Source organism: Streptomyces sp. NBC_00258 (assembly GCF_036182465.1).
Lineage (GTDB): Bacteria > Actinomycetota > Actinomycetes > Streptomycetales > Streptomycetaceae > Streptomyces.
Genome location: NZ_CP108081.1, coordinates 5,204,992 through 5,217,284 on the forward strand (window position 1 = coordinate 5,204,992; position 12,293 = coordinate 5,217,284).

At 70.8% G+C, this 12,293-nt stretch carries 10 protein-coding genes; 7 read left to right on the forward strand and 3 right to left on the reverse strand.

The genetic code is table 11. The features are described 5' to 3' along the window. Positions 1-26: 26 nt before the first annotated feature. On the reverse strand, positions 27-1,040 hold the full coding sequence (locus OG718_RS23105; RefSeq protein WP_143639277.1) for an aldo/keto reductase: 1,014 nt from the start codon (positions 1,038-1,040) through the stop codon (positions 27-29). Positions 1,041-1,220: 180 nt separating this feature from the next. Here OG718_RS23105 and OG718_RS23110 point away from each other — a divergent pair, with 180 nt between their 5' ends. From OG718_RS23110 to OG718_RS23130, 5 genes are all read left to right on the forward strand, one after another. Further along, positions 1,221-2,087: a helix-turn-helix transcriptional regulator gene (locus OG718_RS23110; protein ID WP_328845058.1), complete on the forward strand. Its 867-nt coding sequence runs from the start codon at positions 1,221-1,223 to the stop codon at positions 2,085-2,087. A gap of 25 nt (positions 2,088-2,112) precedes the next feature. Next, the gene (locus OG718_RS23115; protein WP_328845059.1) at positions 2,113-2,523 is read left to right on the forward strand and encodes a VOC family protein; all 411 of its coding nucleotides are present in this window, start codon (positions 2,113-2,115) and stop codon (positions 2,521-2,523) included. A 171-nt stretch (positions 2,524-2,694) separates the two neighbouring features. Further along, the gene (locus OG718_RS23120) at positions 2,695-3,102 is read left to right on the forward strand and encodes a hypothetical protein (protein ID WP_328845060.1); all 408 of its coding nucleotides are present in this window, start codon (positions 2,695-2,697) and stop codon (positions 3,100-3,102) included. Between the two features lie 5 nt (positions 3,103-3,107). Next, on the forward strand, positions 3,108-3,620 hold the full coding sequence (locus tag OG718_RS23125; RefSeq protein ID WP_143639269.1) for a thiol-disulfide oxidoreductase DCC family protein: 513 nt from the start codon (positions 3,108-3,110) through the stop codon (positions 3,618-3,620). Positions 3,621-3,735: 115 nt separating this feature from the next. After that, a complete protein-coding gene (locus tag OG718_RS23130; protein WP_260695322.1) occupies positions 3,736-4,416 on the forward strand; it encodes a TetR family transcriptional regulator in 681 nt (226 codons plus the stop codon). Here OG718_RS23130 and OG718_RS23135 read toward each other — a convergent pair. Then, a complete protein-coding gene (locus tag OG718_RS23135; protein ID WP_328845061.1) occupies positions 4,343-7,351 on the reverse strand; it encodes an ABC transporter substrate-binding protein in 3,009 nt (1,002 codons plus the stop codon). The two genes, OG718_RS23130 and OG718_RS23135, sit on opposite strands and share 74 nt — an antisense overlap. Before the next feature lie 151 nt (positions 7,352-7,502). After that, the gene (locus OG718_RS23140; protein WP_328847813.1) at positions 7,503-9,920 is read right to left on the reverse strand and encodes an MMPL family transporter; all 2,418 of its coding nucleotides are present in this window, start codon (positions 9,918-9,920) and stop codon (positions 7,503-7,505) included. Positions 9,921-10,087: 167 nt separating this feature from the next. Here OG718_RS23140 and OG718_RS23145 point away from each other — a divergent pair, with 167 nt between their 5' ends. Both OG718_RS23145 and OG718_RS23150 read left to right on the forward strand, forming a co-directional pair. After that, a complete protein-coding gene (locus tag OG718_RS23145) occupies positions 10,088-10,777 on the forward strand; it encodes a response regulator transcription factor (RefSeq protein ID WP_143639266.1) in 690 nt (229 codons plus the stop codon). After that, positions 10,774-12,213, forward strand: coding sequence for a sensor histidine kinase (locus OG718_RS23150; protein WP_143639264.1), 1,440 nt, complete (start codon positions 10,774-10,776; stop codon positions 12,211-12,213). Before OG718_RS23145 ends, OG718_RS23150 begins: the two co-directional genes overlap by 4 nt. Positions 12,214-12,293 lie beyond the last annotated feature (80 nt).

Sequence of the window (12,293 nt, forward strand, 5' to 3'; positions counted from 1 at the left end):
GTCCGCGCTATGCGCTACCGTCCGCGCTACCTGCGGCGGCGCAGCGACGGGTCCGTCAACGCCGGCTGCTCGACGAAGTAGTTGTCGGCCCGGTTCAGGTCCGTGCCGGGCGGAACGATCTCGTCGATGCGGTCCAGGATCGCGTCGTCGAGGGTGACGTCGGCGCCCGCCAGCAGGTCGGTGAGCTGGTCCATCGTGCGCGGGCCGATGATGGCCGAGGTGACGCCCGGGTGGGCGCGTACGAAGGCCAGGGCCATGTGCGGGAGCGGGAGACCGGCGTCGGCGGCGACCTTCTTGAGGTCCGCGACCGCGGCGAGCTTGGCCGCGTTGCCGGGCAGGGCCGGGTCGAACTTGAAGCCCTCCAGCTTGGCGCGCCCGCTGGCCGCGAGGTCACGGCCGGAGAGCCAGCCGGCGCTGAGCGGTCCCCAGGTCAGCGTGCCCATGCCGTAGCGCTGGGCCGCCGGAAGGATGCTGCCCTCCGCCCCGCGGGCCAGGATCGAGTAGGGCGGCTGCTCGGTACGGAACCGGACGTGGCCGCGCCGCTCGGCCGTCCACTGTGCCTCCACGATCTGGTCGGCCGGGAAGGAGGAGGAGCCCACGACCCGTACCTTTCCGGACCGTACGAGGTCGGACAGGGCGGACAGGGTCTCGTCGATGTCCGTGAGCGGGTCGGGGCGGTGCATCTGGTAGAGGTCGATGTAGTCGGTGTCCAGGCGCCGCAGGCTGTCCTCGACCGCGCGCATGATGTAGCGGCGCGAGCCTCCCGCCAGGTTGGGCTCGTCGCCCATGGGCAGCCGGAACTTGGTGGCGAGGACGACCTCCTCGCGGCGCCCCTTGAGGGCCTTGCCGACGATCTCCTCGGACTCGCCGGTGCTGTAGATGTCTGCGGTGTCCACGAAGTTGATGCCCGCTTCCAGGGCCGCGTGGATGATCCGTACGGAATCGTCGTGGTCGGGGTTGCCGATCTCCCCGAACATCATCGCGCCGAGCGCGTACTCGCTGACCGAGATGCCGGTGCCGCCCAGAATCCTGCGCTGCATGAGTGTCGAGCCTCCTTGGGCTTCACGTGGCTGTGGGTTTCACGTGGCTGTGGGTTTCATGTGGCTGTGTGGATACCTTTCGACCCTCCCTCCCGCCACGGGTCCGGACCAGGCCCGGTCCAGCCTGGGTCTGGCAGTACCAGGAACCGGCGACGGATCCGGCTGGGCGATACTCGAAGCATGGTCACGCGTCCCGAACCCGACATCAGCGCGTTCCTCAAGGCCCGCCGTGCCGCTCTCGACCCGGGTGAGCTGGGGCTCCCCGCCGGGGTCAACCGCAGACGGGTGCCGGGTCTGCGGCGCGAGGAGGCCGCCCAACTGGCGGGGATCAGCGTCGACTACTACACGCGCATCGAGCAGGGCCGTACGCCCAACATCTCGGACTCCGTCCTGGACGCCGTCGCCCGCGCGCTGCGGCTGACCGACTCCGAGTACGCCTATCTGCGGGACCTCACCCTTCCCGGACGCAGGACACTGCCGACGGCGACGACGGCGTCACAGCAGGTGCGGCAGGGCATCCGGCTGCTGATGGACGCCATGGAGGACGTGCCCGCGTACGTGTGCAGCGTGGCCATGAACGTCCTGGCCTGGAACACGCTCGGCGGGCGGGTCACCTACGACTTCGCCGCGCTGGAGCCGCGGGAGCGGAACCTGGCCCGGCTGTACTTCCTGCACGAGGAGCAGTCCAGGTCGCTGTATCCGGAGTGGGAGGCGGGCGGCGAGTACATGGCCGCGACGCTCCGCGCCGATGTGGGCCGGCACCCCGACGACCCCGCCCTCGGCGCGCTGATCGCGGACCTGCTGGAGCACAGCGCGCAGTTCCGCCGCTGCTGGGACCAGCAGCACGTACGGGGCCTGTGCTACGGCGTGAAGCACGTCACCCACCCGGTCGTGGGCGAGCTGTGGCTGCACTACGAGTCGCTGCCGCTGCCCTCCGATCCCGGCCAGACCCTGGTCACGTTCACGGCGGAGCCCGGCTCCGCGACGGACAAGTCGCTGCGGCTGCTCGCCACGCGCGCGACGCCGCAGCCGGTTCCCTCGCCCTGAGCGGACGGCGACCTATTCTGACGGTATGTCAGATGACGAGTCGTACGAACTGCTCGGTTTCGACAACGTGCTGCTGCCCGTCGGGAATCTCGACGAGGCGCTGGGCTTCTACGGGCGGGCCGGGTTTCCGGTGGCCTTCCGCCTGGACGAGGCCGGGATCGCCCTGCTGAAGGTGGGGAACGAGACTCCGGGCGTACTGCTGCGCGTGGACGAGGAACTCGGACAACGGCAGCCGTCCTGGCCGGCGTGCCGCGTGTGGCTGGAGGTGCGGGACGCCCGGGTGACGGCACGGGCGCTGACCGCGGCCGGGATCCCGCCCCTCGACGAGCCCTTCCCGGTGGCCACCGGCTGGACCGTCGAGATCGCCGACCCCTGGGGCAACGTCATCGGCTTCACGGACTACGGCAAGCGGCCGGAGCTGGCGCGCAACGGCTGAGCCCCGCCCGCGGCACCAACTCCCCCAGGCTCCCCCACTCCCGTCGCGGCCTGAGCCGCACGTCACACACGCACGTCCCGCAACTGACTTGAACACGTTCAAAAACAGGTCTACATTCTTCCTCGACAGCGCGTTTTGAACGCGTTCAAGAAGTCGGGAAGGGGTGGGGACATGGACCTCACAGTCCTCGCGTATGTCATCTATCTGCTGGTCAGCGTGGCGCTGACGATCTGGGTGGCACGGACGCTCAGCCAGAACGGGCGGATCTTTCTGGCGGATGTGCTGCACGGGAACGAGAAGCTCGCGGACGCCGTCAACCACCTGCTGGTGGTGGGCTTCTACCTGGTGAACCTGGGCTTCGTGGCCCTCTATCTGAGCCAGGACGAGGAGATCGCCGACGCCCGCGGGGTGTTCGAGGCCCTGTCGACGAAGATCGGCGTGGTGCTCCTGGTGCTCGGTGCCATGCACCTGGGCAATGTGTACGTGCTCAACAAGATCCGGCGCCGGGGCATCATGGAGCGCGAGCAGCAGCCGCCCGTGCCGCCGCAGGGCTGGGTCGCCCCGGCGGTCGGGGCGTGACCGCGATGGCCACCACCGCCACCCCGGACCGGGACGCCGCGCGCGTCCCGGTCCGCGGGCTCACCGTCCTGTACGACGCGCAGTGCTCGCTCTGCGGCTTCCTGCGCGACTGGCTCGTACGGCAGCGCCAGTTGGTGCCCCTGGACCTGGTGCCCGCCGGCTCGGAGGCCGCCATGCGGCGCTTCCCGGGGCTCGACCACGCGGCGACACTCGACGAGATCACCGTGATCGGCGACTCGGGCCAGGTCTACCGCGGCACCGCCGCCTGGATCGTCACCCTGTGGGCGCTGGCCGAGCACCGCCCGACGGCCCACCGGTTCAGCACCCCGGCCGGGGCACGGCTCGCGCGCGGCGCCGTCCTCGCCGCCGCCAAGTGGCGTGAGGGCCAGTGGGCACGCAGGCACGGCGCCTGGGGCGGAGGCGCGTACTACGGGGCCGACGGATGGCAGTACACCCCGGCCACGGGCTGGACCTACAACGCGCCCGCCTGTGACAGCGGCACCTGCGCGCCTCGTTAGGCTCTCTCCCGTGCCAGCAGCGAAAGACAGTGCCAGTCGTCCGGACGGCCCCGCGGAGCCGGAAGGCCCCGCCCGGCCGTCCCGTACGCCCGCCAAGAGCGAGCAGACCCGGGCCCTGATCCTGGAGACGGCGATGCGCCTGTTCCAGGAACGGGGCTACGAGAAGACGACCATGCGGGCCATCGCCACGGAGGCAGGGGTCTCCGTAGGCAACGCCTACTACTACTTCGCCGGCAAGGAGCACCTGATCCAGGGCTTCTACGACCGGCTCGCCGCCGAGCACCGGGCGGCGGTCCGCGAAGTCCTGGACCAGGAGAAGGATCTGGAGGCGCGGATCGCCGGGGTGCTGAAGGCGTGGCTGGACGTGGCGACGCCGTACCACGAGTTCGCGGTGCAGTTCTTCAAGAACGCGGCCGATCCGGACAGCCCGCTCAGCCCGTTCTCCGCCGAGTCGGAGCACGCGCGCGTGGAGGCCATCGGGGTCTGCCGCGAGGTGCTGGCGGGCTCCAAGGCGAAGATCCCGGAGGAACTGCGGGAGGTGCTCCCCGAGCTGCTGTGGCTCTCCCAGATGGGTCTCGTCCTGTACTGGGTCTTCGACCGCACGGAGGGCCGCGAGCGCAGCTACCGGCTCGCCGAACGAGGTGCCCGCCTCACGTCGCTCGGCGTCTCACTGGCCCGCTTCCGAGTGCTGCGGCCGCTGGTCCGCGAGGTGCACGGGCTGTTCACGGACTTCCTGCCGGGGATGACGAACTCTGCTCCTGATCCGGCGGCACCGGGGGGCACGACAGCTTCCTGAGGGCCGTGGAGTCACCGGCCGCACGGCCGCACAGGGTCACGTCACGGAGCGTGGAGTCCCCGGGCGTCCGCGTCACCTCGTGGAGCCCGATGCCGTGGCCGCGCAGTTCGGGGTTCGACGCGTCCGCGTTCCGGAAGCTGATGTTCCCGACCTTTCCCGTGAACTCGATCGTATGCAGGACGGCCAGCACGGCGGGGGCGCGGCCGTTGCCGGGAACCCCGGCCTCCGCCGCGGCCGTGTGGAACGCCATCGCCGCATCGTGGGACAGGGCGAGGAAGCCTCCGTCGTCGATGGCGTCCCTGGTGTCGTTCAGGCGCCGGCCCTCGAAGAGCGGGTAGGCGAACGCGGCCGCCGCGCGACGGTGGAGGTCCGTTGTCCGGAGGTGCTTGTCGTACGTCAGGGAGGTGTAGCGCAGCCGGCCTCCGTCGGGAAAGGTGATGTCCTCGTCCTCGAACGACTTCTTTTCCATGTCGTCCCCCGCCAGCACGGTGACCGGGTGCTTCTCGCAGCCCGTGTGGTCCCTCAGCACCCTCATGAGGTTGCTGACGTGGCTCGCCCGGCCCGCCAGATAGACGATGTCGATCCGCTCGCCGCAGATCCTCTGGGCTGCCTCGTGCATGTCCGCGCTGGTGCCGGTGACCTCGTAGTCGACGCGCCGCCGCAGGGTGAAGTCGGCTGCCCGGAGTGCCAAGGTGCCGTACTTCGCCTGGTCGTTGCCGTAGGAGCTGCTGCCCGGGCCCTCGCCCTCGGCGGGCGCCAGGACCACCGCCGTTCGCTTCCCGGCCGTTCCCAGGGAGTTCACGAGGAGCGACGCCTCCTCCTGGTCGGTGGGGGCCATGCCGAAGTAGTTGCGGTACGTCGAGGCCAGGCCCGTGGCCGAGTTGGTGGTGCCGATCACCGCCAGGCCCGCCTGCTGGAGCTGCCGCACGGCATCCGCGCTGTCCGGCGTGTGGATGCCCATGCCGACGACACCTACGACACTGGGATCCCAGCGGGCGTACTCGACGATCTTGGTGGCCATGGTCTTCTGGTCCGCCATGCCCGGACCACCGTTGGCGATCAGGATCCGCAGCTGCAGGTCGCTGTTGGTCTCTTCGGGGTTGTTCACAAGGTGCTGTGCCACGTACACGCCGGCCAGCTGGCGCAGAACGTCCACCGCGTCCCCCGGTTCGTGTTCCTTGGTGGTGAGCGCACCGGCGAAGACCAGGGTGATGTGCTTCCTGTCCTCGTCGAGGGCCTCGTTCTCGGCCTTGATCGCGGCCTGCAGCTCCTTCAGGCCGACGCGTCGGCCGAGGCCGGCGTCGAGCAGCGGCGGATCGGACCCTTCGAGCAGCGGCCGGCCGGTGACCACCCCCACGCACTGGTCGTCGACCGTGCGCACCAGGTCACGGTTCCAGACGGTCTCCGGCGCGATGCAGTACCTGTCCTTCAGGCTCTCGTAGTAGACGCCGGCACCGGTCGTGGCGAAGACACACGTCGCGGCCAGGGTCCACCGCGACCACAGCAGCCAGGGGCTGCGCCGTACGCGGTACGTGCTGCGTTCGTTGAACGGGGCGTTCGCGTCGTTGGTCCTCAGGAGGGGCCCCGTCAGGGACACCGGCAGGATCCAGGGCAACGCCGCGTTCAGGCTCGGTGCCTGACCTGTACGCAGACTGCGGGCCACCCATGCCTCGTAGAGCCTCGCCGGCTCGCGGCGGTAGGCGTCCGGTGACGGCAGTGGGAGCAGGGTGCGCTCGCGCAGGCCGGCCAGGTCCCCGTGGGCGACGCCGGCGACCACCAGCAGCGGGTCCTGCTCGCTGCGGCGGCTGCGTACGTCGCTGATCGCCCGGACGAAGGGCAGCGCTCCGTTGGCCCGGGTGGCCCGTGGGATCAGCAGCAGCGGGGGGACCGTGCGTTTGCGGTGCCTGAGGTCCCAGGCCGGGCGGTGGTTCTCCCGCAGGTCCTCCAGCAGGGCGAGGGTGCGCAGTTGGAGGCAGAACTGGCGGGCCGACTCCCGGGCCGAGGTCCCGCATCCGGTGTCCCCGCCGTCCCCGGTGTCGCCGGGCCCGACGGCGGTGAGCATCTGGCGGATCACGTCGACGGCGCGGTCCTCCAGCGTGGCGCGGGACTGCCGGGGATGCCACAGCGACCAGACCGGAGCCGTGGTGCCCGGCATCAGCGGGAAGGTGGTGGTGGCGAACCAACGGCAGCCGGACCCGAGCCACAGCGGAGGCAGCCGGCGCCGGATCAGACAGCCCACCGCCGGCACCGACAGGACCGCCAGCACGGCGGCCGCCAGCGGCCAGGCGTCCACCTTGGCGGCCAGGACGCCCAGGGCGGCGACCACCGCGGCGCCCAGCACGGTCGCCGGGCTCAGCATCGTCCCCAACTGCCGCCAGAACCCGTCCGGTTCCGGCCGGGTGGCCGGCTGCCAGCGCCGCCGCGTCAGCCGGGTCACGGCCGCGCGCGGGTCGGGGGCCCGGTCGCTCTCCGGCATCTCGTCCAGGACCTGGTCCAGCGCGGCCATCAGCCGGGACCGCGGCATCCGGTACGGACGGTACTGGGAGCGGTTGTGGTTCTCCCACACCCCCTCGGACACGTCCTTCACCAACGCGGTCGTCGCCGCGTACGTCTGGTCGTCCAGGCGGAGTCCGCCCTCCGGCGGTGTGTCCGAGGGCTCCGGCGGGTGACCGCGGTCCGCGGGCGGGTCCATACTGCGGCACAGCAGCCAGCGGGGCTTCTGGGCCCGGTGCAACAGGTCGACGAGTTCCCTCACCCCGTCGTCGTGCCGGCCCTCCGGGTCCTGCCCGGCCGCGTGCAGGACCACCACCGGCATCGGGCCCCGGCGCTGTGCGTAGCCGTCGATCAGTTCCTCGCACAGGTCCAGGACCAGCGCGCCGGCGTCACTCGGCACCGACCCCCGCCACACGTCCTTGCTGCGCTGGCGCAGTCCCACTCCGCCGCCCCCCGTTCCGCCGGGCTCCGCCCCGGAGGCACCGCGCGACCGGGTTACGGGGGACCGTAGGACCGCCCCGGACCTCGCGTGGCGGGTTCCCCGCGCCGGTCACCCGATCGAGCGGCACCGGCGCGGGAGCCCGCCGCGGCGGTCAGTTCACGGCGTCCACCTCGTCCTCCGCCAGCTCCACGTCGTACACCAGCGGTTCGGCGCCGACCATCACGTGCCGGGCGCGGGAGGGGTGCTCGGCGGCCGTCACGGCCAGCAGGTACGAGCCCGCGGAGGGCACCGTGACGATGTACGAGCCGTCGGCCAGCGACGTCACCCGGTCGAGCTGACGGCCGCCCTTGGAGAGCAGGGTCAGCGCGGCGCCCTCGACGGGTGCGCCGTCCGGGGTGCGGACGAAGCCGTGGACCACGGTCGAACCGCCGTCGGCGTCGGGCACGCGCGCGTGGGGCTCGGCAGCCTCCTCCTCGCGGGGCTCGACCGCCAGATGCGGCAGCCGCTTCTCCAGACCGGCGGGCAGCCACCAGTTGGAGTTCCCCAGGAGGTGCATCGCGGCCGGCACCAGCGCCGTACGCAGGATGAACGCGTCCAGTGCGACCGCCGCCGCGAGCCCGATGCCCGCCATCGCGCCCTCCATGTCGCCGCTGAGGACGAACGCGGAGAAGACGCAGATCATGATCAGGGCCGCGCAGTTGATGACCCGGCTGGTCTCGGCTAGGCCGACCCGGACCGCCCGCGCGTTGTCCTTGGTGTGCACCCATTCCTCGTGCATGCGGCTCACCAGGAACACCTGGTAGTCCATCGAGAGCCCGAAGAGCAGCGACAGCATGATGACCGGCAGGAAGGCGGTGATCGGCCCCTCCTTGCCGAGGCCGAGGAGTCCCGTGCCCCAGCCCCACTGGAAGATCGCGACGAGCACTCCGAAGGACGCGGCGGCCGCGATCAGGTTCATCAGGGCTGCCGTCAGCGGCACCACCAGGGAGCGGAAGGCCACCATCAGCAGCAGGAAGCCGAGTGTGATGATCGCCGCGACGAAGTACGGCAGCCGGTCCCCCGTGACGGCCGCGAAGTCCTTGAAGACGGCGGTCACTCCGCCCACGTGGGCCTCGGTTCCGGACTCCGGGATCACGTCGTCCCGCAGCCGGTCGATCAACTGGTCCGTCTTCTCGGACTGCGGTGACGTGGTGGGCACGACCTGGATCACCGTGACGCCCTGGGAGGGCGGCGCGGCCGCGACCTGGGCGACGCCCTCGGTCGAGCGGATGGTCGACACCAGCGCGTCCGTGTCACCGCCGTCCACGACCACCTGGAGCGGGCCGTTGAAGCCGGGCCCGAAGCCCTCGGCGAGCAGGTCGTACGCCTGGCGCGTCGTCGTCGAGTCCTTGTGGTTGCCCTGGTCGGTGGCGCCGAGCCGGATCGACAGGACGGGCAGCGCGAGGATCACCATCACGACCAGTGCCCCGGCGGCGATCGAACGCGGCCGCTTCTGCACGTACATGGACCAGCGTGCCGCGAGGCCGCTCGCCTCGGCCGGCTCCGGTCCCGTCTCGGCGAGCCTGCGCCGCTGCTTGCGGCTGAGGACGCGCATGCCGAGCATGCCGAGGAGCGCGGGCAGCAGAGTGGTCGCGGCGAGGACGCTGAGTACGACGGTCAGCGAGGTCGCGACGACCACGCCGTCCAGGAAACGCATGTTCATCACGAGCATTCCGGCGAGCGCGATGCACACCGTGCCGCCCGCGAACAGCACGGCGCGGCCCGAGGTGTTGAGGGCCGTGACGGCGGACTCCTCGGGCTTCATGCCGCGCAGGATGCCCCGGCGGTGCCGCGTCACGATGAACAGCGCGTAGTCGATGCCCACGCCGAGACCGATCAACGAGCCGAGCAGCGGGGCCACTTCGGGCACGTCGGTGACATGGCTGAGCAGTGAGGTCGCCATCAGGCCGGTGCCGAGGGCCGCGATCGCGACGACGAGCGGCAGCAGCATCGCGAAGAGCGAGCCGAAGGCGAGGAAGAGGACGACCGCCGCGGCCATGATGCCGACCATCTCGGCGATACCGGTGGGCGGTTCCTGGATCCGGGTGATCGCCTGGCCGCCCAGCTCCACCTGGAGGCCGGCTCGTTCGGCGTCCTGTGACGTGTCTACGACGTCCTGGACCAGCTCCTTGGGGACACCGTTCGCCTGCTCGGTGAAGGTCACCTGGGCGTAGGCGATCCGCCCGTTCTCACTGATCTGTGTGGCTCCCTGGGCGGCGTACGGGCTGCTGACGTCGCCGACGCCCTTCATGCGCCCGATCTCCTCAAGGGCGGGCTCGATCCGGGAGCGTACGGAATCGTCCCGTACGGATCCGTCGTCGACCTTCCACACCACCGTGTCGGTGTCGCCCGACCGCTCCGGGAAGGCCTTCTCCATCAGGTCGTACGCGCGCGTGGAGTCCGTGTTCGGAAGGGTGAAGGTGTCCGCGTAGTTCGTGCCCGCGGCGGATCCCGCGAAGCCCAGCCCCAACAGCGCCCCCACCCACAACAACAGGACCACCAGCCGGTGCCGATAGCACCACCGTGCCAATGTCGTCACGCCTCAACGCCCCTTAGTCGGTTGTCGGTTGGTCCCCCAGGTCCTGCGGATCAGCATCGGGGTGGCGCGCACCCGTGGACACGACTCGGCCATGACTCACAAGGAACTCCAAAGCACGACCCGCCCCCGTTGTCGGTGCCCGCGCCGATACTGGGGACATGACCGCTCACGAGGGGGCGACCGTCCTGGTCGTCGAGGACGAACCGAGCATCGCGGACGTCCTGGCCATCGCTCTGCGCTACCACCGCTTCGAGGTGATGACGGCAGGGACCGTGCGCCAGGCGCTGACGCTGGCCGAGCGCACCCGCCCGGACGCCGCGCTCCTCGACGTGATGCTCCCGGACGGCGACGGCCGGGCGCTGGGCCGCGAACTGCGCGCGAAACAGCCCGACCTGGCCCTGGTGTTCCTCACCGCGAGGGACGCGCCCACCGAGATCGTCGGCGCGCTCTCCTTCGGCGACGACTACATCACCAAGCCGTTCAACATCGACGAGGTGATCGCCCGCATCACCGCGGTCCTGCGCCGCACCCGCCCGGCGGACGTCCTCCCCGAGCGCCCGCCCCTGCGCTACGGAGACCTGGAGCTGGACGAGACGACGTACTCGGTGCACCGCGCGGGCCGCTCGGTCGAACTCACCCCCACCGAGTACGCGCTCCTGCGCTTCCTCGTGCGCAACGGCGGCCGGATCGTCCCCAAGGAGCAGCTCCTGCGCCACGTCTGGCAGTACGAGCACTCGGCCGAGTCGACCGTCGTGGAGACGTACATCAGCTATCTGCGGCGCAAGCTCGACGCCCTCGGCGCCCCGGTGATCACGACACGCCGGGGCGTCGGATACGGGCTCGCATGATCTGCCGCAAGCACAGCCGTGGCATCCACTCGCTGCGTGGCAAGCTGACGCTGGCCAACGTGGCACTGCTGGCGCTCGGCATCATCGTGGCGACGGCGGTCAGCCTGATGGGCATGCGGTACTACCTGCTGGACCAGGTCGACTCGGAACTGCTCAAGACACGGGACTCGCTGGGGAGTACGCAGCTCACGGCGCGGCAGATCGACTCGATGAGCGCCCTGGCCTTCGTCCGCGAGGGGAAGATCCCCGAATCGCAGGGGCCGCCGAACTCGGACTCCCTCTTCGCCCTGGTCGACACCACCGGACACACCCTCACGATCGGCACCTTCGAACCGACGGACAACCAGCGGGCGCTGGCCGCGGCCGTGGACGACCCCCGGTCCCTCACCGGCGACGCCGAGCCACGGGACGTGAGCGTGGACGGCACCCCGTACCGGGTCATAGGCATCTCCCTCACGGACGGCACGACCATCCTGCTGGCCACCTCGACGGACGCCCTGCACAAGGGCATGGCCAAGGCCCTCAAGCTCGATCTGACCTTCGGTGTCCTGCTGTTGGCGCTGCTCGCCGTACTGACCATGCTCAGCGTGAGCCGTCGGCTGCGCCCCCTGGAGGACATGGTCGAGACGTCGTCGGCGATCGCCGAGGGGGATCTGGCCCGGCGGGTGCCCTCAAGCCATCACCCGACCCAGGAGGTCGAGCAGCTGCGGCTCGCCCTCAACTCGATGCTCCACCAGGTCGAGTCGGCGTATCGCACCCGTGAGCGGAGCGCCACGCAACTGCGCCGCTTCGTCGCGGACGCCTCCCACGAACTGCGTACGCCGCTGTCGGCGATCCGCGGCTACCTCCAGCTGTACGACAAGGGCATGCTGCGCGAGCCGGGCGAGCGCAAGCGGGCCTGGGACCGGATGACCGGTGAGGCCGACCGCATGGCCCGCCTGGTCGACGAGCTGCTCACCCTGGCCCGCCTCGACCAGCAGCCCGAACTGCGCTTCAAGAACGTCGACCTGAGCCGTCTCGTGCGCGACGCGGCCGAGGATCTTCGCGCCCAGCAGCCCGAGCGGCCGGTGTCCGTGGGCGCCGACGGGGCCCTGCTGATACACGCCGACGAGTCGGGCCTGCGTCAGATCCTGGGAAACCTCGTGGCGAACGTACGGACGCACACGCCCGTGTCTGTCGCGGTCACGCTCGGTCTGGAGCGGGTCGACGGGGTCGTCCGGCTCTGTGTCGCCGACGAGGGGCCCGGTCTCGGCGAGGATGACGCCTCCCGCATCTTCGACCGGTTCTTCCGGGCGGGTGGGGGTGCGGGCAGTGGGCTCGGCATGGCCATCGTTCAGGGGGTGGCCGTGGCCCATGGGGGTGAGGTGGTGGTGCGGACGGCTCCGGGGGAGGGGCTGGCGGTGACGGTCACGTTGCCTGCGAAGGCTTGTGGTTGATTCTTCGGGGGCGAACGGTGCGTTGTGATCTGCAGGGCCGTGGGGGCTTGTCGCGCAGTTCCCCGCGCCCCTGAAAGGAC